The organism is Pantoea sp. GbtcB22, from assembly GCF_019091025.1.
GTDB classification, from domain to species: Bacteria; Pseudomonadota; Gammaproteobacteria; order Enterobacterales; family Enterobacteriaceae; genus Pantoea; species Pantoea leporis.
Genome location: NZ_JAGXKB010000001.1, coordinates 708937 through 728687, shown reverse-complemented (window position 1 = coordinate 728687; position 19751 = coordinate 708937). Strand labels below are relative to the sequence as shown.

General features: G+C 56.5%; 19 protein-coding genes. 7 read left to right on the top strand and 12 right to left on the bottom strand.

Features of this window, described 5'->3' with window-relative positions:
• Positions 1 to 39: 39 nt before the first annotated feature.
• Both tyrS and pdxY read left to right on the top strand, forming a co-directional pair.
• Positions 40 to 1314, top strand: a complete 1275-nt coding sequence (tyrS, locus tag KVT28_RS03355) for a tyrosine--tRNA ligase (RefSeq protein ID WP_008110275.1) — start codon at positions 40 to 42, stop codon at positions 1312 to 1314.
• A gap of 56 nt (positions 1315 to 1370) precedes the next feature.
• A complete protein-coding gene (gene pdxY, locus KVT28_RS03350; RefSeq protein ID WP_101764534.1) occupies positions 1371 to 2231 on the top strand; it encodes a pyridoxal kinase PdxY in 861 nt (286 codons plus the stop codon).
• A 113-nt stretch (positions 2232 to 2344) separates the two neighbouring features.
• Here pdxY and gstA read toward each other — a convergent pair whose 3' ends face one another.
• The 3 genes from gstA to dtpA all read right to left on the bottom strand — a co-directional run bounded on the left by gstA (position 2345) and on the right by dtpA (position 5584).
• Positions 2345 to 2950, bottom strand: a complete 606-nt coding sequence (gene gstA, locus KVT28_RS03345) for a glutathione transferase GstA (protein ID WP_192234504.1) — start codon at positions 2948 to 2950, stop codon at positions 2345 to 2347.
• A 99-nt stretch (positions 2951 to 3049) separates the two neighbouring features.
• A complete protein-coding gene (locus KVT28_RS03340; RefSeq protein WP_110866047.1) occupies positions 3050 to 3931 on the bottom strand; it encodes a LysR family transcriptional regulator in 882 nt (293 codons plus the stop codon).
• 147 nt (positions 3932 to 4078) lie between these two features.
• Positions 4079 to 5584, bottom strand: a complete 1506-nt coding sequence (gene dtpA, locus KVT28_RS03335) for a dipeptide/tripeptide permease DtpA (RefSeq protein ID WP_101764531.1) — start codon at positions 5582 to 5584, stop codon at positions 4079 to 4081.
• A gap of 654 nt (positions 5585 to 6238) precedes the next feature.
• Between dtpA and KVT28_RS03330 the strand changes: the two genes are divergently transcribed.
• Positions 6239 to 6928 carry a CTP synthase gene (locus KVT28_RS03330; RefSeq protein ID WP_217546780.1) on the top strand — a complete coding sequence of 230 codons (690 nt, stop codon included), beginning with the start codon at positions 6239 to 6241 and terminating at the stop codon, positions 6926 to 6928.
• Between the two features lie 142 nt (positions 6929 to 7070).
• On the opposite strand, the gene nth is transcribed toward KVT28_RS03330, so the two are convergent.
• The 9 genes from nth to ydgT form a co-directional block, all read right to left on the bottom strand.
• Complete coding sequence (gene nth, locus KVT28_RS03325; protein WP_101764529.1) at positions 7071 to 7706, bottom strand: endonuclease III; 636 nt, start codon at positions 7704 to 7706, stop codon at positions 7071 to 7073.
• A complete protein-coding gene (locus KVT28_RS03320) occupies positions 7703 to 8404 on the bottom strand; it encodes an electron transport complex subunit E (RefSeq protein WP_008110261.1) in 702 nt (233 codons plus the stop codon). Before KVT28_RS03320 ends, nth begins: the two co-directional genes overlap by 4 nt.
• Positions 8397 to 9032 (bottom strand): electron transport complex subunit RsxG, encoded by a 636-nt coding sequence (gene rsxG / locus KVT28_RS03315; protein ID WP_101764528.1) that lies wholly within the window; start codon positions 9030 to 9032, stop codon positions 8397 to 8399. The genes KVT28_RS03320 and rsxG overlap by 8 nt, the downstream gene beginning before the upstream one ends.
• A gap of 2 nt (positions 9033 to 9034) precedes the next feature.
• Positions 9035 to 10093 (bottom strand): electron transport complex subunit RsxD, encoded by a 1059-nt coding sequence (gene rsxD / locus KVT28_RS03310; protein WP_110866051.1) that lies wholly within the window; start codon positions 10091 to 10093, stop codon positions 9035 to 9037.
• A complete protein-coding gene (gene rsxC / locus KVT28_RS03305) occupies positions 10094 to 12292 on the bottom strand; it encodes an electron transport complex subunit RsxC (RefSeq protein WP_217546777.1) in 2199 nt (732 codons plus the stop codon).
• Complete coding sequence (gene rsxB, locus KVT28_RS03300; RefSeq protein ID WP_110866053.1) at positions 12285 to 12863, bottom strand: electron transport complex subunit RsxB; 579 nt, start codon at positions 12861 to 12863, stop codon at positions 12285 to 12287. Before rsxB ends, rsxC begins: the two co-directional genes overlap by 8 nt.
• The gene (gene rsxA / locus KVT28_RS03295; protein WP_101764524.1) at positions 12863 to 13444 is read right to left on the bottom strand and encodes an electron transport complex subunit RsxA; all 582 of its coding nucleotides are present in this window, start codon (positions 13442 to 13444) and stop codon (positions 12863 to 12865) included. Before rsxA ends, rsxB begins: the two co-directional genes overlap by 1 nt.
• Before the next feature lie 123 nt (positions 13445 to 13567).
• Positions 13568 to 14011, bottom strand: a complete 444-nt coding sequence (locus tag KVT28_RS03290; protein ID WP_101764523.1) for a DUF2569 domain-containing protein — start codon at positions 14009 to 14011, stop codon at positions 13568 to 13570.
• Positions 14012 to 14121: 110 nt separating this feature from the next.
• Positions 14122 to 14337, bottom strand: coding sequence for a transcription modulator YdgT (gene ydgT / locus KVT28_RS03285; RefSeq protein WP_167391211.1), 216 nt, complete (start codon positions 14335 to 14337; stop codon positions 14122 to 14124).
• Between the two features lie 674 nt (positions 14338 to 15011).
• Here ydgT and ytfQ point away from each other — a divergent pair.
• The 4 genes from ytfQ to yjfF are packed head-to-tail and all read left to right on the top strand — an operon-like array spanning position 15012 to position 19537.
• Complete coding sequence (ytfQ, locus tag KVT28_RS03280) at positions 15012 to 15968, top strand: galactofuranose ABC transporter, galactofuranose-binding protein YtfQ (protein ID WP_008110249.1); 957 nt, start codon at positions 15012 to 15014, stop codon at positions 15966 to 15968.
• 56 nt (positions 15969 to 16024) lie between these two features.
• The gene (locus KVT28_RS03275; protein WP_217546775.1) at positions 16025 to 17545 is read left to right on the top strand and encodes a sugar ABC transporter ATP-binding protein; all 1521 of its coding nucleotides are present in this window, start codon (positions 16025 to 16027) and stop codon (positions 17543 to 17545) included.
• Positions 17538 to 18554: a galactofuranose ABC transporter, ATP-binding protein YtfT gene (gene ytfT, locus KVT28_RS03270; RefSeq protein ID WP_101764519.1), complete on the top strand. Its 1017-nt coding sequence runs from the start codon at positions 17538 to 17540 to the stop codon at positions 18552 to 18554. Before KVT28_RS03275 ends, ytfT begins: the two co-directional genes overlap by 8 nt.
• Positions 18551 to 19537, top strand: a complete 987-nt coding sequence (yjfF, locus tag KVT28_RS03265; protein ID WP_101764518.1) for a galactofuranose ABC transporter, permease protein YjfF — start codon at positions 18551 to 18553, stop codon at positions 19535 to 19537. Before ytfT ends, yjfF begins: the two co-directional genes overlap by 4 nt.
• Positions 19538 to 19751: the final 214 nt, after the last annotated feature.

Genomic DNA, 19751 nt, shown 5'->3' with positions numbered 1-19751 from the left:
TACCAGCCTAGGTGCAGTCTGATCAATTTGGAGTCAGTGATGACCAGCAGTAACCTGATACAACAATTGCAAGAAAGGGGCTTAGTCGCCCAGGTAACGGATGAAGAAGCGTTAGCAGAGCGACTGGCGCAAGGGCCAATTGCACTCTATTGCGGCTTCGATCCTACCGCTGATAGCTTGCATTTGGGCCATCTGGTGCCGCTGCTCTGCCTGAAACGTTTTCAGGATGCCGGACACAAGCCGGTCGCGCTGGTGGGTGGTGCCACCGGTCTGATTGGCGATCCCAGCTTTAAAGCAGCAGAACGTAAACTTAACACCGCTGAAACCGTTGGCGAGTGGGTGGATAAGATCCGCAACCAGGTCGCGCCTTTCCTCAGCTTCGATTGCGGCGACAACAGCGCGATTGCCGCGAACAACTACGACTGGTTTGGCGGCATGAACGTGCTGACCTTCCTGCGCGACATCGGTAAGCACTTCTCAGTGAATCAGATGATCAACCGCGAAGCGGTGAAACAGCGTCTGAACCGCGAAGATCAGGGCATCTCTTACACCGAGTTCTCCTACAACCTGCTGCAGGGTTATGACTTTGCGGAGCTGAACAAGCGTCACGATGTGGTGCTACAGATTGGCGGTTCCGATCAGTGGGGCAACATCACCTCCGGTATCGATCTGACGCGTCGTCTGCATCAGCAGCAGGCGTGGGGCTTGACCGTACCGCTGATCACCAAGTCTGACGGTACCAAGTTCGGTAAAACTGAAGGTGGCGCAGTGTGGCTGGATGCGAAGAAAACCAGTCCATACAAGTTCTACCAGTTCTGGATCAACACTGCGGATGCCGACGTATATCGTTTCCTGAAGTTTTTCACCTTCATGAGCATTGAAGAGATCAATGCGCTGGAAGAAGAAGACAAAAACAGCGGCACAGCGCCACGCGCGCAATACGTGCTGGCTGAGCAGGTGACGCGTCTGGTGCACGGCGAAAGCGGCTTAACTGCGGCAAAACGCATCACCGAGAGCCTGTTCTCCGGCAGCCTGAGCGCGATGACCGAAGCGGACTTCGAGCAACTGGCGCAGGACGGCATGCCAACCATCACGCTGACGGCAGAAGACGATTTGCAGCAGGCGCTGGTGGCGGCTGAGCTGGTGCCATCACGCGGCCAGGCGCGCACCATGATCGGTTCTAACGCGGTATCGCTGAATGGCGAAAAACAGTCAGATGCGGAGTACCGTTTCAGCGACAGCGATAAACTGTTTGGACGTTTCACGTTGTTGCGTCGCGGTAAAAAACATTACTGCCTGATTAACTGGCAGTAAGCGTTCAGGGCCGGCTTCCGGCCCTTTTTTATGGCAAGACAGCAGTACAGGGCAAAATGAAAAATATTCTCGCAATTCAATCTCACGTTGTTTACGGACACGCCGGTAACAGCGCTGCCGAATTCCCGATGCGCCGCATGGGCGCAAACGTTTGGCCGCTGAATACCGTGCAATTTTCTAATCACACCCAATATGGACACTGGACCGGCACCGTAATGCCCGCCACGCATTTGACCGACATCGTTAAAGGCATTGCGGCAGTTGACCGCCTGAAAACCTGTGATGCGGTGCTAAGTGGCTATTTGGGATCGGCGGAGCAGGGCGAACAGATTCTGGAGATCGTGCGTCTGGTGAAGGAAGCCAATCCGCATGCGTGGTTCTTCTGCGATCCGGTGATGGGCCATCCGGAGAAAGGCTGCATCGTGGCGCCGGGCGTGGCGGAGTTTCACTGTAAAATGGCGTTGCCCGCCAGTGACATCATCGCCCCAAACCTGCTGGAGCTGGAGATGCTCAGCGGCCATGAAGTGGCCAACGTCGAGCAAGCGGTGGTTGCGGCACGAGAACTGATTAGCAAAGGCCCGAAAGTGGTGCTGGTGAAACATCTGGCGCGTGCCGGACGTCGTAGCGATCGTTTTGAGATGCTGCTGGTGACCGCCGATGAGTGCTGGCACATCAGCCGTCCGCTGGTGGACTTTGGCGTGCGTCAGCCGGTTGGCGTGGGCGATCTCACCAGCGGTCTGCTGCTGGTCGATCTGCTGCACGGCAAGTCGCTGCAGGATGCGCTCGAGCACATCACCGCGGCGGTTTATGAAGTGATGCTGAAAACCCACGAAATGGGCGAGTACGAATTGCAGTTGGTGGCCGCGCAGGATGCGATTGCCAAGCCGACACAGCATTTCGCCGCTGAAAAGCTGTAAATTCCCCGTGAGGTGCGCAGTCCTGCGCACCTGCCATTCAGCTCACCATGAATGACGATCCAACGATCTGGGGCGTACGCACTGATAGCGACCCGACGAAGAATAGCGCCGGATTAAACCAAACCTTCCGCCTTCAATGCCGCCTGCACCGCTGGGCGCTCTGCAACCCGATTAAACCAGGCTTCCAGCGCATCCAGCCCCGCTAAATCCAGCTTGATGGCTTTAGCCCAGCGCGTCACCACGAACAGATACACATCGGCAACGGTAAAGCGTAATCCCAGCAGCCACTGTTTATCCTGCAACGCCTCATTCACCTGCTGATACTTTTTCTCCAGTTGCGCACGGGCAATGGTTTTGTACTCTTCCGGCGTATCCGGACGGAACAGCGGGCTAAAACTTTTGTGCAGTTCGCTGCTGACAAAACTCAACCACTCCAGCGTGTGATAGCGCGTCAGGCTGCCGGTCGGTGCCAGCAGATGGCGATCCGGCTTGAGATCCGCCAGATATTGCACAATCGCCACGCCTTCGGTCAGGATGCTGCCATCGTCAAACTGCAGCGCCGGCACTTGTCCTTTCGGGTTAATCTGCCAGTAATCTTCTCCCTGCTCGGTCACTTTCTTCTGCAGGTCCACGTTCACCTGGGTGAAGTCGAGTCCGCATTCCAGCGCGACAATATGCGGTGATAGCGAACAGGCACCGGGCTTACAATAGAGTTTCATCATGGCTTCTCCTTAAGTGTTGTGGTGATCAAAGCAGCATAAGTCTGCCAGGGATATTTACCCGTGACTGCGATCAGGAATTGCGGTCACCGTTCAGGTTTATTCAGCAAAGCATGGCAGTAACGGCAGCTTTTCGAGCGCAAAATCCCAAAATTGCCGCACTTTAGGCGTCATATTCTTCACACGCTGGGTCACTAACTGCACCGGCAGCGGCGCGGGTTCCCATTCTGGCAGTAAGCGCAGCAGTTTCCCGCTGTGGATATCGTCGAGAACCTGATACGACAGCAGCCGTCCGATGCCGTGTGCGCTGCGCAGCGCTTCCAGCTGGCTCTCCACATCATTAACCCGCAGACGCGGCGTGATGCGCACGCGCAGGTCGTGAGCGAAGCGCCACTCGCGCGTATGGCGCAAGCTCGTCACTAACGCATGTTGAGTCAGTTCAGTGGGATGAACAGGCGTGCCAGCCTGTTGCAGATAGTCGGGGCTGGCAACCAGCGTTGAACGCACAGTGCCAACCTGACGCGCCACCATCGAAGAGTCCTGCAGTGCACCAATGCGCAGCGCGATATCGAGGCCGTTTTCGATCAGGTCCTGATAGCTGTCGCTGAGCACCACTTCAATCTGCATCTCCGCATGCTGTTGCAGGAAGGCATTCACCAGGGGCATGACGTGGCGACGACCAAACTGCACCGGCGCGGTTAAACGCAGCAAGCCATGCAGGCCGCTGTGGTGAGCGCTGTCGATGGCGCGCTGATAATCGCTCAGCACGCGCTGTGCCTGCTCAAACAGCTGCCAGCCAGCTTCGGTGGGTGCCAGCTGGCGCGTGGTGCGTTCAATCAAAGTGGTGGCGAGGCGGGCTTCAAGGGTGTTGAGGGTGCGCGTGATCACCGGTGGCGATCGCTGTAACAAACGTGCGGCACCGGCCAAACTGCCTTGCTGGATAACCGCGACAAATACCTCAAGCTCATCAAACCTGTCCATGCTTATTCCACTCAGATTAACAGTGAGCCGACATCATGAAGTTAAGCGAGCAAAAAGCGAAGTGTGGGTAGCAGAAATCGTTAAAGGAAATGTGAATGGCGGCGAAATAGTCGGTAGAAAAAAGCCGGGACATGCCCGGCTTTCTGCTTACTGATTGGCGCTGGCGCGTTTCAGTTCAGTTTGACTATCATCCTGCGTCATGCGGTTCAGCAGTGGCGCGGTGATTAACATCAGCAGGGCGATCACGCCGGTGGCGATACCAATCTGCTGGAACACATGGCTGTAGACCGCCAGTGACGTGTGTGGATCGGTCACATCATTCGGCACCGCCATCAGGTTCGCGACTTTACCGGCAATCATTGCTGCACCCGCGGTGGTCAGGAACCACGAACCCATGATGAAGCCCATTAAACGCTGTGGTACCAGCTGTGCCACCATTGCCAGGCCCAGACCGGAAATCATCAGCTCACCAATGCTCTGCAGCGCATAGCTAAGGATCAGCCAGTTCACTGAGACGATACCGGCTTCGTTGGCAAATTTGGCACCAAACGGCAGCACCAGGAAGGCCGCTGAACACAGCACCATACCGAAGGCGAATTTGTGTGGCATCGGCATTTTATCGCCAAGCTTGTTGTACACCGCGGCCAGAATCGGGCTTGCCAGCATGATCCAGAACGGGTTCAACGCCTGGAACTGCTCCGGCTCAAAGGTGATGCCGAGAATCGCGTGCTCAACGTTGCGGATAGCGAAGAAGTTGAGTGAGGTCGGCATCTGCATGTAGAGCACGAAGAACACAATCGCTTCAACCATCAGCAGGAAGGCCACGATCATCTTACGACGTGCTGCCCCCTTCAGCGCGAAGGCTTCTTTAGCGAAGATCACCACGATACCTGCGGCGATGACGCCCAGCGTCATACGTGCGATGCTCTGGTGATGCAGCAGCCAGGCCGCCAGCGCAATCAGTGCTACCACGCCAATCAGCGTCATCAGCAGTTTACCCATCTGCAGCGGGGCAAAATCCGGCTTGGATCCGTAGTTTTTCACTACACGCTGGAAGAACAGAAAGTTCAGCAGCGTGATCACCAGACCGACAACCGACAGCGAGAACGCGGCGCCCCAGCCATATTTCGCGGCTAGCCACGGCGTCAGCATCATCGAGAACAGCGAACCGATGTTGATCGACATGTAGAACATAGTGAAGGCACCGTCGAGGCGCGCGTCATCTTTCTCGTAGCAGGTCGACAGCAGGGAAGACGGGTTAGCTTTAAACAAACCGCTACCTACCGCGATAGTCGCCATGCCGATATACACCATTGAGGTGTCATGGCCGGAGAAGGCAATCAGCGCATAACCCAGCGCCAGCACCATTACGCCGAGCACGATGACGCGTTTGGTACCCAGCACTTTATCGCCGAGCCAGCCGCCGATGGCGACTAAACCATACACCAGCGCGCTAAACGAGGTGAACAGCGTAATGGAGTCCGCTTCGGACATGCCCAGCTGTTTAACCAGGTAAACCGCCATGATGGCTTGCAGGCCGTAGTAACCAAAACGTTCCCACAGTTCGATGGAGAAGATCAGATAAAACGCTTTCGGTTGCTTAAAAGCGTTGAGGCTTGGCGCCCCGTCAGTGTGTTTGTTTGCAGTTGACACGTATACCTCAGTTTTAACATAGCCTGTTTTGCGACAGGAATTAAGTCTGCGTCAGGCTGGGTAATCCCGCGCAACATTGTTATTAGAAAGGAAAAACGGCGACTAATTTGGCTGAATCAGTCCAACAGGGCAAGCATTTTCTGCACGCTGAAATACTTGCAATAGGTAGGGTTAATGCCGTTATACAAAGTTGTAAATCAGTGTTAAATCTCGCTTGAGGGCATTATATCAGGATAAACAGGTGAAATGCAGATCGTGAAGATCATTTTCCTGATATAAACTGCTCATAGCGGATTTATCAGAACATAACGCTGAAGACCATAATTTATACAGAGATTATTATTGCCGTTGTGCACAATATAAGCACAACAGCTTGATTGGTGAGCGTAATAAGCAGTCAAAAGATTCCAGAACGCTAATTAGTTGATCCTGCGCACAAAACCACGAATTAATTATCAGGGTAAAAGAAGAAAACGTTTGCGTAGCTGACATCTGGCGAAGATTAGCGCGGTCTGACACCTTATTTGGCAGATAAACAGGCGTCTATAAGCGCAATGCGTGGAAACGAAAGCCGCACAAATCGGCGTTTAAAAGGCGTTTAGACAGCGGATTAACTTTGCTGTAACCTCCTTTTTTCCCTTAAAGGACGTAGTCATGATGAAGTCGATTCGTGTCGCCCTGATTGGCGATTACCGTGCTGATGCCGTTGCGCATCAGGCCATTCCTCCCGCTGTACAACTCGCTGCAAAAACCCTTTCACTCAACGTCAGCGCCGACTGGATCGCCACGCCGGAACTCAATCAGCACAACCTCAATGATTACCAGGCGATTTGGCTGGTTCCGGGCAGTCCTTATCTCAATGATGCGGGCGTGTTTGCCACCCTTCGCTGGGCGCGGGAAAGCGGTAAGCCATTTTTGGGCTCGTGCGGCGGATTTCAGTACGCCATCGTTGAGTACGCGCGCAATGTGCTGGGCTGGGAAGATGCGGTGCATGCGGAAACCGATCCCAGCGGTCGCTGGGTGATTGCGCCACTGGCCTGTTCGCTGGTGGAACAGCGTGGCAGCGTGACCTTCCAGCCGGGTTCACGTATTGCTCGGGCTTACGGTGCGTTACAGAGCGATGAGGGTTACCACTGCAACTTTGGCGTCAACGCCGAGTTCAGCGCAGCGCTGGCGACGCAGAATCTGCAGATCACGTCATGGGATTTGGAAGGCGACGTGCGCGGCATTGAATTGACCGATCACCCGTTCTTTGTCGCCACCTTGTTCCAGTCCGAGCGGGCAGCGTTACAAAACCGGCTGTCGCCGCTGGTGGTCGACTGGTTGCAGGCCGCCGCAGGTTAAATACGCAGCTTGTCTATGGCGTAATGCGTGTCAGTTAAGCCAGCAGCGAGTGCGCTGGCCGGGGCCCGCTATGAAGCTTTAGTGCGCGCAGTTGAAAAGGGCACATTTGCCGTGACGCAGCAAATGTGTCAGAGTCCGCGATTCAGAGTTCGGTTTTGGCGTCGAATTCACACAGATCTTCGATCAGACAGGATCCGCAACGCGGTTTGCGCGCCACGCAGGTATAGCGACCGTGCAGAATCAGCCAGTGATGGCAATCGACTTTAAACGCCGCCGGCACCACTTTCAGCAGCTTATCTTCCACTTCTTCCACATTCTTGCCCGGCGCAAAGCGGGTGCGATTGCTGACGCGGAAAATATGGGTATCAACGGCGATGGTCGGCCAGCCGAAAGCGGTATTCAATACCACGTTGGCGGTTTTACGCCCGACGCCCGGCAGCGCTTCCAGCGCCGCACGATCTTCCGGCACTTCGCCACCGTGCTGTTCCAGCAGAATGCGGCAGGTCTTGATGACGTTCTCCGCCTTGCTGTTAAACAGGCCGATAGTTTTGATGTACTCCTTCACGCCATCCACACCCAGCGCCAGCATCGTTGCCGGGGTATTCGCCACCGGATAGAGCTTCGCGGTAGCTTTGTTGACGCTGACGTCGGTGGCTTGCGCGGAGAGTAATACCGCAATCAACAACTCAAACGGCGTGCTGAAGTTCAGTTCTGTGGTCGGATGCGGATTCTCATCACGCAGGCGCGTCAGGATCTGCGCGCGTTTCTCTTTATTCACACCGCTTTCCCGGTTGCGCCTTGCGGCTCCGCTTCAGGCGCTGCTGCACGGGTGGCCGCACGCTGTTTCATCTTCTGATCGATCAGGTATTTTGCCGCCAGCAGCATGCCAAGGCCGATAAACGCGCCCGGTGGCAGCATCGCCAGCAGCATCGGCGAATCAAAGTGCACCACTTCAATACGCAGCGCTTTGGCCCACGGCCCCAGCAGCTGATCCGCCCCGTTGAACAGCGTGCCGCTGCCAATCAGTTCACGAATCGATCCCAGCGTCACCATCGCGCAGGTTGCGCCCATGCCGATGGCAAAACCGTCCAGCGCCGAAAGCGGAATGCTGCTCTTTGAGGCGACCGCTTCGGCGCGACCCACCACAATGCAGTTGGTGACGATCAGCGGGATAAAGATGCCGAGCGACTGATACAAACCGTACGCATAGGCGTTGATCAGCATCTGCACGCAGCTCACCACTGAAGCGATGATCATCACGTAAATCGGAATACGGATTTCGGCCGGCACCCAACGACGCGAGGCGGAAATTGCGCTGTTGGTGATGGTCAGCACCAGCGTGGTCGCCAGGCCTAAACCGAGAGCGTTGGTCGCGGTTGAGGTCACCGCCAGCAGCGGACAGAGACCGAGCAGCTGCACCAGCGCGGAGTTATTTTTCCACAGGCCGCCGACCAGTAAATTTTTGGCTTCACTCATTTGCATCTCCACATTCAGGCAGCGAAGCAAGCTTCGCTGGCAGTGTTTCAATCAGCAGCGCGGTGCGCTTGGTGGCGTTGACCACCGCGCGTGGCGTAATGGTTGCGCCGGTAAATTGGTCGAATTCACCGCCGTCTTTTTTCACCGCAAAATTTTTGTCATCCGCGCCGTGGATCACTTTGCCATTGAAGCTGTTAATCCAGTCTGAAATACGCAGTTCGATTTTATCGCCGAGGCCCGGCGTTTCATGGTGCTCAACCACGCGCACGCCCAGCACTTTGCCGTGGAAATCGGCACCGACCAGCATCTGAATCGCCCCAGAATAGCCGTCTGGCGCGGTGGTCTCAAGCGCGGCGGCCACCGGCTGATCGCCTTTACGCGCTAAATAGAGATGGTGCGGGCGATCATTGCCCAGCGCCAGCGCATCGGTCACCAGATAACACTCTTGCTGGATGTGATTGTCGTACAGATCGGTCGGTACCACCTGATCTAACAGATTTTTCTGTTGCAGCGCGGTCTGATGCTCCACCGTCGGCTTGGTGACATAGTTAACCACCGCCGTCACGCCGGTGGTGATCACCGCAAAGGCCGCCAGCGTCACCGCATTTTTACGAATAGCTTCGATCATCTTCAATCCTTGCGATGGCCGTAAACGCGCGGCTGAGTGTAGTAATCAATCAGCGGCACACAAATATTGGCCAGCAATACCGCGAAGGCGACGCCGTCCGGATAGCCGCCAAAGCTGCGAATCAGCCACACCAGCAAACCAATCAGCGCGCCATAAACCAGGCGGCCGCGATTGGTGGTGGAGGCGGTCACCGGATCGGTAGCAATAAAGAACGCGCCGAGCATGGTGGCACCGGAGAACAGGTGAATCAGCGGTGAGTTAAGCGACTCCGGCGAGAACACCCAGCCCAGCGTGGCGCAGAACGCCAGCGAGACGAGGAAACTGACCGGAATGTGCCAGCGGATAGCATTCTTTGCCAGCAGCAGCGCGCCGCCCAGCAGATAACCGAGGTTAACCCACTGCCAGCCAACACCGGCTAACACGCCACTATAAATCGGCTCCGCAAGCAGCTGTTCGGCGCTGTGCCCAGCACGCAGGCCGGTTTTAAAGGTATCGAGCGGTGTCGCCTGGCTGACGCCATCAACGCCGAGCTGCAGCTGCTGCATGGTTTCACCGGCCAGCGTATGGTGGGTGAAGATCATACTGAGCGAATCCAGCAGGCCGGGTTTGATCGCCTGCAGGCTATCGGGCGGCAGCCAGCTGGTCATCTGCACCGGGAAGGAGATCAGCAGCACCACGTAACCGACCATTGCCGGGTTAAACGGGTTTTGCCCCAAACCGCCGTACAGCTGTTTGGCGATGACGATGGCGAAAATGGTACCTAACACCACCAACCACCACGGCGCGAGCGGCGGCAGGCTGATGCCCAGCAGCAACGCGGTGAGCAGGGCAGAGTTATCGGATAAAGTCGGCAACACCGGCGTTTTACGCAGGCGCAGAATCGCCCCTTCGGTGGCCCACGCGGTGGCGGTGGCCAGCAAAACCTGAATTAAGAAACCGACGCCAAAGAAATACCATTGTGCGGCCATGCCCGGCAGCGCGGCAAACACCACCAGCAGCATGATATTGCCGGTGCTGCGGCGGTTGTGGGTATAGGGAGAACTTGCAATACGAAAAGCCATTTAATCCTCAGTCGTCGAAGGCTGCTGCTGCGCTTTACGCGCTTTGGCACGGGCGACCGCAGCGGCAATCGCCGCTTTGCGTGGGTCGGCGGAGTCAGGAGAGGCAGCAGCCTCCACTTTAGGAGATGTGGCTTCAGCCTGCTGCGCGGCAGCCGCGGCTTTCTTCGCTTTGGCGCGCGCAATCGCCGCTTCAACGGCGGCTTTGCGCGGGTCAACTTCAGCAGCAGGTGCATCAGCTGACGGCTCGGCGGGTGCCGGTGCAGCGGGTTGTGCGGAAGCGGCGGCTTTTTTGGCTTTGGCGCGCGCAATCGCCGCTTCAACGGCGGCCTTGCGCGGATCGACTTCAGCAGTAGGCGCGACGGCTGGCGGCTCAGCGGGTGCTGGTTCTGCCGCAGCGGCAGCTTTTTTCGCCTTCGCACGCGCAATCGCGGCTTCCACCGCCGCTTTACGCGGATCGACTTCTGCCGCAGGCGCATCAGCTGGCGGCTCGGCAAGCGCGACGTCAGCCGCCGGTGCGCCCGCTTTCTTCGCTTTCGCACGGGCAATTGCCGCTTCCACCGCCGCTTTACGCGGATCTCCGGACTGACGACTCAGCGCCTGCGTTTCAGCTTGCTTCTCGGCCTGCTGCGCTAAGGCTTGTGCATGACGCGCTTCGCGTTCCGCAGCATCCTGCTCCGGCGTTTTTTCCTGACGCGCTTTCACGCGTGCCACGGCGGCGTCGAGTTCACCCTGATCGCTACGCGCCACGCGCTGTTTAGCCTGTTCATGACGCGCTTCACGCGCCTGTTTTTCGCGTTCGAGACGTGCCAGACGCGCTTCAAAACGCGCTTTCGCTTCGGCGGTACGTTTCGCTTCGAGATCGATGGCGCGCAGTTCGGCTTTTTCCTGACGATAATATTGCACCAGCGGAATGTTACTCGGGCAGACGTAAGCGCAGGCGCCGCACTCAATGCAGTCATCAATATTGTGCGCGCGTGCTTTTTCGTGATCGCCGCCCTGGCTGTACCAGAACAGCTGCTGCGGCAGCAATTTCGCTGGGCAGGCATCCGCGCAGGCGCTGCAGCGGATACAGGATTGCTCTTGCTGATCGTTGCCCATTTCGCTGGCCGACGGCGCCAGAATACAGTTGGAGATTTTCACCAGCGGCACGTTCAGCGACGGCAGGGTAAAGCCCATTAGCGGACCGCCCATGATCACCATCTGGCGCGATCCCGGCGTAAAACCGGCATGCTGCAGCAGGTGGCTGATCGGCGTACCGAGCCGTCCCCAGACGTTGCGCGGGCGCGCCAGCGCTGCGCCGGTCAGCGTCACCACGCGTTCGGTGAGCGGTTCGCCGTCTACGATGGCGCGTTTTACCGCCCACGCGGTGCCGACGTTTTGCATCAGCACACCGATATCGGTGGAACGTCCGCCGTGTGGCACTTCGAGGCCGGTGAGAATCTGCGTCAGCTGTTTCGCGCCGCCAGACGGATACTTGGTCGGAATCACGCGAATCTGCAATTCACGATCGCCGCCTAATGCCTGTTTCAGCGCGGCAATGGCTTCCGGTTTGTTATCCTCTATGCCGATCAGCACGCGTTCCGCCTGCAACACCCACGCCAGAATGCGGCAGCCTTCCAACACTTCGGCAGCACAATCCTGCATTAAACGGTCATCGGCAGTGATGTACGGCTCGCACTCGGCGGCGTTGATGATCAGGGTTTTTACGCCGCGCAGGCCGCCGCGCAGTTTGGTGGCGGTCGGGAAGCCCGCGCCGCCTAATCCGGCGATGCCGGCATTGTGAATGCGTTTTACCGCTTCTTCACGCGACAGGGCGCGGTAATCGGGCTGCGGATCGAGCGTGGTCCAGCGATCTTCGCCGTCGGCACGCAGGAAAATGCAGAGCTCGGAGAGGCCAGAAGGGTGCGCCGTCATGTGTGGCGCAATCTCTTCGATGGTGCCGGACGTTGGCGCGTGCACCGGCAGCATGCGTCCGCCGCCAAAGGTCAGCGGCTGGCCGCGCAGCACTTTGTCGCCGGGCGCCACGCAAATCTCGCCTTCATGGCCGATATGCTGTTTTAACGGAATGATAAAGCGCTCAGGCAGGGGTAACTGGCTCAGCGGCGTACCGTTGGACTGTGTTTTCATCTCAGGCGGATGAATGCCGCCCTGAAAATCCCACAACTTCTCTTTGCGGAACAGGTTTAACAAATTAAGCATGGGTTTCTACCGGGATCACCCGTACAGGAATGGTGTCGAGATTCCACTTCCAGTTGGCCGTGGTGGTGGCAACCGGGCGCATCTCAATGCAGTCGGTCGGGCAAGGCGCAACGCAGAGATCGCAGCCGGTGCAGACATCGCTCAGCACGGTGTGCATGGCGCGCGTGGCACCCACGATGGCGTCCACCGGGCAAGCCTGAATACATTTGGTGCAGCCGATGCAATTCTCTTCATCGATCCAGGCCACAGTACGTATCGGCTCCAGCACGTCTGCGCCGCCGTCGAGCGGTTGCGGTTCAACGTTGAGCAGCGCGGCCAGCTTGAGCATGGTCTGCTCGCCGCCGGGCGCGCACTTATTGATCGCTTCACCGTTGTTACCCACCGCATCGGCATACGGGCGGCAGCCGGGATAGCCGCACTGACCACACTGGCTCTGCGGCAAAATCTCATCGATCTGCTCAACAATCGGATCTTCTTCCACCTCGAATCGACGTGAGGCGTAACCCAGCAGGGCACCAAACACCAGGCCCAATGCAGCCAGCGCGATAATCGCAATCCAAATCGCGGTCATTAGAATTTCACCAGCCCGGTAAAGCCCATAAAGGCCAGCGCCATCAGACCTGCGGTGATCAGCGCAATCGAGTTACCTTTAAACGGCGCGGGAACATTCGCCAGTACCAGACGCTCGCGCATGCCGGCGAACAGCACCATCACCAGCGAGAAGCCGAGTGACGCACTGAAGCCATACAGCGCCGCCTGCAGGAAGGTGTGATTGAGGTTAACGCTCAATAATGGCACGCCCAGCACCGCACAGTTGGTGGTGATCAGCGGCAGGAAGATACCCAGCAGGCGATAGAGCGACGGACTGGTTTTACGCACCACCATTTCGGTGAACTGCACCACAACAGCAATCACCAGGATATAGGCGAGGGTGCGCAGATAGACCAGATCAAGCGGCACCAGAATCAGGTGATTCACCAGCCAGGCGCAGATCGCCGCCAGCGTGATCACGAAAGTGGTGGCAAGTCCCATGCCAATGGCCGTTTCCAGTTTTTTTGACACGCCCATAAATGGGCAAAGGCCGAGGAATTTGACCAACACAAAGTTGTTCACCAGCACCGTGCCAACAAAGAGAAGTAAGTAATCGGTCATTTTTTAACCTGGGAAGCCGAAAGGCGTCTATTATCCGGAATTGAGAGGTGCATCTCAACCTTCAACGGGTTTGTGTGAGCATTGAGAGCACTCAGAATTAAATTGCTGACGAAACTCACGTCATTATGGCTGGATAAACGTCTGTTTTACGCGCTGAGAGCGTTTGAAATAGGGCACAAACACCGCAGCCGCCAGCAGCGACAGCAGTAAAGTCTGAATCGCTTTGCCATCGGCCACCGGCGTGAAGGCAAAGGTTTTTAACGCCAGCAAGATGGTCATCAGCAGCCACAGAATGTAATGGCGCGGTAAGCGACGCGAACGTTTACAGAAAATCCAGCACACCCAAATGCTATACGCCCATACCACCGCAGCAGTCAGCAGCGAGATCGACCATTGCGTCAGCAAAGTGCCGCCGTGTGAGAACAGCGTCGTGCGTAATTCGGGTTTAAACAGCGGACTCAGATACATCGCCACCACCAGCGCACTGGTCAGCATGGTCATGATCAGCCACGCCAGCGGCAGCAGTAGCCAGCCAGCAATACGTGGCGGGTTCACCAGTTGGGTCATCGACAAGATCCTGTTTGCAGAGAAGAGGGCGATGCAGAGCGTATCATGTCCAAACGGGGCACGCCCGACCTGGACAACGCAAGAGCGCAGATAGAGAGGGGATAAATCAATTAGATCACGTAACGCCAGACGGTTTTCGGCACGCGGCCCATATCGAACAGACGTCCGCCAGAGACCAGTTCAGCACGTCGATGGTCGGCGGCGCGATACATATTGATGATCTCTTTATCATCAGTCAGCGAATAATTCAGATGGTCGTAGAGTTTTTCCAGACTATCGAGATTATTCACTTTGCGGAATTTCAGCAGGTAATCTAATGCAGTCATGATTGCCATTTAAATATAAAGTACTTGGAAGTGCCCAAGTATAGGGAGCACGCGGCGAGAGTCCATACGCGACTTATAAAAAAATACAAAATTCAGACAACATGCGCTAATTCGCTCATGAAACGACACTTTTTTGCCTTTTACGCGTTTTAAACGCGCATATAAAGTACGATTTAAGGCAAATTCAGGCCGGTATTTAGCGGACTTGTGAGAAAATCTCACGCTATTAGCGCATTATTGGAAAGCCGTTATTTCTCCGTCTCTATAATAGGTATTTGCGATCGTGCTGCGAATGAATCCGCTGTTTATTCCGCTCTGGTCAGCAAATTAATGCACACGCCGTGAAACCGGCACTCACATTCTGTGCGAGCAGTCACAAAACCAATAATTGATTGTCGCGGCAGACAATAACCATTCTTTACGCGCCCGCTGTAATCGTTTCCAGAAGTGAGAAGCATAACCGATTCTGTTTATTACATTTATTTAACGCCCTCCGCAATAATTAGCAGGCATTTTGTCCATAATGCCACGATCTATAAAGCATTGCCTGTTCACGTAACTCCTTTAATTCACTCTGATTTGTGAAGTATGTCGCGCTTGTTTACGCGCTTTTCAGCCAGGCTTAATTCGCGTTTTGTACCCCTACAACACACTCCCTTCAGAGGAATGAAATTATGTGGAAACGTTTACTCTTGACCGCCATGGTGAGCTCGGCACTGAGTACGTCGGTGTTGGCTGCTGATATGACGGTGGGCTTCTCACAGGTTGGCTCGGAATCTGGCTGGCGTTCAGCAGAAACCAATGTGGCAAAAAGTGAAGCGCAAAAGCGCGGTATCACGCTGAAAATCGCCGATGGCCAGCAGAAACAAGAGAACCAAATTAAAGCGGTGCGCTCGTTCATCGCGCAGGGCGTTGATGCCATCTTCATTGCGCCGGTGGTGCAAACGGGATGGGAACCCGTGCTGGAAGAAGCCAAAGACGCCAAAATCCCGGTGTTCTTACTCGATCGCGCCATCGTGGTGAAAGACAAATCGCTGTACATGGCGGTGGTCACTGCGGACAACGTGCTGGAAGGCAAGTTGATTGGCGACTGGCTGGTGAAAACGGTCGCGGACAAAAAATGTAACGTCGTCGAGCTGCAAGGCACCGTCGGCGCCAGCGTGGCGATTGACCGTAAGAAAGGCTTCGCCGAAGCCATCGCCGGCCACGACAATATCAAAGTGATTCGCTCGCAGTCCGGTGACTTTACCCGCAGTAAAGGTAAAGAGGTGATGGAGAGCTTTATCAAGGCGGAAAACAACGGCAAGAACATCTGCATGGTTTACGCGCATAACGATGATATGGCGATCGGTGCGATTCAGGCGATTAAAGAAGCTGGCCTCAAGCCAGGCAAAGATATCCTGACCGGTTCGATTGATGGCGTGCCCGATATCTATAAAGCGATGCTGGCCGGTGAAGCCAATGCCAACGTGGAGCTGACCCCTAATATGGCCGGTCCGGCATTCGACGCGCTGGAGAAATTCAAGAAAGACGGCACGATGCCGCCGAAAATCATCAAAACAGAATCGAAACTGTATCTGCCGGACTCCGCACAGGCGCAGCTCGATACCAAAAAAGGCATGGGTTACTGATCCCCGCAACCGCCCTTCGGGGCGGTTTATGATGACGTAAGGCGAGGGAGAACCTGATGAGCACCTCCGATGAAACCGCACTGCTGACCATTAGCGGCGTCAGCAAAGGCTTTCCCGGCGTGAAGGCGCTGGATAATGTCTCGTTCAGCATCCGTAAGGGCGAGATCATGGCGTTGCTGGGCGAAAACGGCGCGGGCAAATCCACGCTGATTAAAGTTCTGACCGGCGTGTATACCCGTGATGCCGGCACGGTAACCCTGAACGGCAAGGCGATTACGCCGCATAACACCGCTGATGCACAGGAGATGGGCATTGGCACGGTTTATCAGGAAGTGAATCTGCTGCCGAATATGTCGGTGGCGGATAATTTGTACATTGGCCGCGAGCCGCGTCGCTTCGGCATGATTGATCGCAAGCGCATGGTGCGCGACGCCGATGCGCTGATGCGCAACTACGGCTTTGTACTCGACGTAACGCGTCCGCTGGGGCATTACTCGGTGGCGATGCAGCAGATCATTGCGATTTGCCGCGCGGTCGATCTCTCCGCGCAGGTGCTGATCCTTGATGAACCGACCGCCAGCCTCGATGCCAATGAAGTCGAAATGCTGTTTACCCTGATGGCGCAGCTAAAAGCCAAAGGGATGAGCCTGATTTTTGTTACCCATTTTCTCGACCAGGTTTACCGCATTACCGATCGCATCACCGTGCTGCGTAACGGCCAGTTTATTGCCACGCGCGATACCGCCACACTGCCGCAGATTGATCTGATCAAGCTGATGCTGGGACGCGAGCTGCTGGAAACCGCTTTGCAGCGTCAGGGCAGCACGCTGCGCAGCAATCAGCCGGTGGTGTCGTTTGAAAATTACGGCAAGAAGGGCACCATTGAACCGTTCAACCTGCAGGTGCGTCCGGGTGAAGTGGTGGGACTGGCCGGACTGCTCGGTTCAGGCCGTACCGAAACCGCCGAAGTGCTGTTTGGCATTCGCCGAGCCGATCGCGGCACCGCGACCATCAAGGGCAAAGTGCAGAACATCCGCACGCCCGCAAAGGCTTCGCGCCTCGGTATGGGTTTCTGTCCGGAAGATCGTAAAACCGACGGCATCATTGGTGGCGCGTCGGTGCGCGAAAATATCATTCTGGCGCTGCAGGCGCAGCGCGGCTGGCTGCGACCGATCAAGCGTCGTGAGCAGCAGGAGATCGCCGAACGCTTTATCAAGAGCCTCGGCATTCGCACGCCGCATGCCGATCAGCCGGTTGAGCTGTTGTCCGGCGGCAATCAGCAGAAGGTGCTGCTGTCGCGCTGGCTGGTGACCAAACCGCAATTTCTGATCCTCGACGAGCCAACGCGCGGCATCGATGTCGGTGCGCACGCCGAAATCATTCGCTTAATTGAAACCCTGTGCGCCGACGGATTGGCGCTACTGGTTATCTCCTCTGAACTCGAAGAACTGGTGGGCTATGCCGATCGCGTGTTGATCATGCGCGATTTGAAGCAGGTGGCCGAAATCCCGCTTGAGCAGCTGTCGGTGGCCGCGATCGTCAACGCCATCGCCGATGGAGGAGCACAACATGCTTGAATCCCCTATGACACATGACAAACCCGAACGGCGTAAGCCGAAGCTGCCGCCTGGCATGCCGCAGATTGTGGCGCTGATTCTGGTGCTGCTGGTGGATAGCCTGGTGGCGAATAACTTTTTTGCCATTCACATTCAGGATGGCCGTTTGTTCGGCAGCCCGATTGATATCCTCAATCGCGCCGCGCCGGTGGCGCTGCTGGCGATTGGCATGACGCTGGTGATTGCCACCGGCGGCATCGATCTGTCGGTGGGCGCGGTGATGGCGATTGCCGGCGCAACGGCGGCGACCTTGACGGTGGCGGGGCACAGTTTGCCGTTCATCATTCTGGCGACGCTCGGTACCGGCCTGGCCTGCGGTTTATGGAATGGCATTTTGGTGGCGCTACTAAAAATTCAGCCGTTTGTCGCCACTTTGATTTTGATGGTGGCGGGACGCGGCGTGGCGCAGCTGATTACACAGGGCCAAATCGTTACCTTCAACAGCGATAGCCTGGCGTGGTTTGGTAGCGGTTCGCTGTGGCTGCTGCCGGTGCCGGTATGGATTACGCTGCTGGTGGCGCTCGTGGTGTGGCTGCTGACGCGCAAAACCGCGCTCGGACTGTTTATCGAAGCGGTCGGTATCAACCTGCGCGCGGCGCGCAATGCCGGTGTGAATGGCTGGCTGGTGGTGATGTCGACCTATGTGATTAGCGGCATGTGCGCGGCGGTGGCGGGCATGATCGTCGCTGCGGATATTCGCGGTGCCGATGCCAATAATGCCGGTTTGTGGCTGGAGCTGGATGCCATTCTGGCGGTGGTGATTGGCGGAGCCTCGCTGATGGGCGGGCGCTTCAATCTGGTGCTGTCACTGATTGGCGCGTTGATCATTCAATCGATGAATACCGGTATTTTGCTGTCCGGCTTCCAGCCTGAACTCAATCAGGTGGTGAAAGCGGTGGTGGTGATGTGCGTATTGCTGCTGCAGTCGCCACGCTTTATTGCCATGTTGAAACGGAGACGCCCGAAATGATGAAACGTCATCTGCCCTTGATGATCACGCTGCTGGTGTTTGTGGCGGGTTATCTGTTTTGCCTGAGCCAATTTCCCGGCTTCGCTTCAACGCGCGTGATCTGCAATATCCTCACCGATAACGCTTTCCTCGGCATTATCGCCGTGGGGATGACGTTCGTGATTTTGTCCGGCGGCATTGATCTGTCGGTGGGCGCGGTGATTGCCTTCAGCGGCGTGTTCCTCGCGCGGGTGATTGGTGATTATCATCTCGATCCGCTTCTGGCGTTTGCGCTGGTGCTGGCGATGGGCGCGCTATTTGGCGCGATGATGGGCTGGCTGATCGATGCGCTGAAAATCCCGGCGTTTATCATTACGCTGGCGGGGATGTTTTTCCTGCGCGGCTGCAGCTATCTGGTGTCGGAGAACTCGATTCCTATCGATCATCCGCTCTATACCACGCTGTCGAGTCTGGCGTGGAAGATCCCCGGCGGCGGACGCCTGAGTTTGCTGGCGCTGATTATGCTGGTGGTGGTACTCGGCGGGATTATTCTGGCGCACCGAACGCGCTTTGGTAATCAGGTGTATGCGATTGGCGGCAGCCTGACTTCGGCGCAGTTGATGGGCGTGTCAACGCGCGCGACCACCATCAGGATTTATATGCTGTCGACCACGCTGGCGACATTAGCGGGCATTGTGTTCTCCATTTATACCTCGGCAGGCTATGCGCTAGCGGGATTGGGTGTGGAACTGGACGCGATTGCCTCGGTGGTGATTGGCGGCACCTTGTTGTCCGGCGGCGTGGGCACGGTGTTGGGCACGCTGTTTGGCGTGTTGATTCAGGGATTGATTCAGACGTGGATTAACTTCGACGGCACCTTGAGTTCATGGTGGACCAAGATCGCCATCGGCATTCTGCTGTTTGCATTTATCGCGCTGCAACGCCTGCTCACCGTGATGTGGGATCGCCAGCAGAACGCACCTGTTAAGCGTTTGACCTCCTAACTTCTTCACCCGCCTTTCCCTCACCCCAACCCTCTCCCGCGCGCGGGAGAGGGAGCCGCCGGTGCAGCGATAAGCAGCACTCTTCCCTGAAGCAAAAGCATACGTTGAGTTCGGAGTGACAGCGTTTATAAAAAGGTTCCTTCTCCCGCTTGCGGGAGAGGGAGCCGCCGGTGCAGCGATAAGCAGCACTCTTTCCTGAAGCAAAAGCAGACGT

What these genes read in the sequence shown, in the direction of transcription:
- tyrS (WP_008110275.1), top strand. Translation starts at nt 40, where the DNA reads ATGACCAGCAGTAACCTGATACAACAATTGCAAGAAAGGGGCTTAGTC.
- pdxY (WP_101764534.1), top strand. Translation starts at nt 1,371, where the DNA reads ATGAAAAATATTCTCGCAATTCAATCTCACGTTGTTTACGGACACGCC.
- gstA (WP_192234504.1), bottom strand. Translation starts at nt 2,950, where the DNA reads ATGAAACTCTATTGTAAGCCCGGTGCCTGTTCGCTATCACCGCATATT.
- KVT28_RS03340 (WP_110866047.1), bottom strand. Translation starts at nt 3,931, where the DNA reads ATGGACAGGTTTGATGAGCTTGAGGTATTTGTCGCGGTTATCCAGCAA.
- KVT28_RS03330 (WP_217546780.1), top strand. Translation starts at nt 6,239, where the DNA reads ATGATGAAGTCGATTCGTGTCGCCCTGATTGGCGATTACCGTGCTGAT.
- KVT28_RS03320 (WP_008110261.1), bottom strand. Translation starts at nt 8,404, where the DNA reads ATGAGTGAAGCCAAAAATTTACTGGTCGGCGGCCTGTGGAAAAATAAC.
- rsxG (WP_101764528.1), bottom strand. Translation starts at nt 9,032, where the DNA reads ATGATCGAAGCTATTCGTAAAAATGCGGTGACGCTGGCGGCCTTTGCG.
- rsxD (WP_110866051.1), bottom strand. Translation starts at nt 10,093, where the DNA reads ATGGCTTTTCGTATTGCAAGTTCTCCCTATACCCACAACCGCCGCAGC.
- rsxC (WP_217546777.1), bottom strand. Translation starts at nt 12,292, where the DNA reads ATGCTTAATTTGTTAAACCTGTTCCGCAAAGAGAAGTTGTGGGATTTT.
- rsxB (WP_110866053.1), bottom strand. Translation starts at nt 12,863, where the DNA reads ATGACCGCGATTTGGATTGCGATTATCGCGCTGGCTGCATTGGGCCTG.
- rsxA (WP_101764524.1), bottom strand. Translation starts at nt 13,444, where the DNA reads ATGACCGATTACTTACTTCTCTTTGTTGGCACGGTGCTGGTGAACAAC.
- KVT28_RS03290 (WP_101764523.1), bottom strand. Translation starts at nt 14,011, where the DNA reads ATGACCCAACTGGTGAACCCGCCACGTATTGCTGGCTGGCTACTGCTG.
- ydgT (WP_167391211.1), bottom strand. Translation starts at nt 14,337, where the DNA reads ATGACTGCATTAGATTACCTGCTGAAATTCCGCAAAGTGAATAATCTC.
- ytfQ (WP_008110249.1), top strand. Translation starts at nt 15,012, where the DNA reads ATGTGGAAACGTTTACTCTTGACCGCCATGGTGAGCTCGGCACTGAGT.
- KVT28_RS03275 (WP_217546775.1), top strand. Translation starts at nt 16,025, where the DNA reads ATGAGCACCTCCGATGAAACCGCACTGCTGACCATTAGCGGCGTCAGC.
- ytfT (WP_101764519.1), top strand. Translation starts at nt 17,538, where the DNA reads ATGCTTGAATCCCCTATGACACATGACAAACCCGAACGGCGTAAGCCG.
- yjfF (WP_101764518.1), top strand. Translation starts at nt 18,551, where the DNA reads ATGATGAAACGTCATCTGCCCTTGATGATCACGCTGCTGGTGTTTGTG.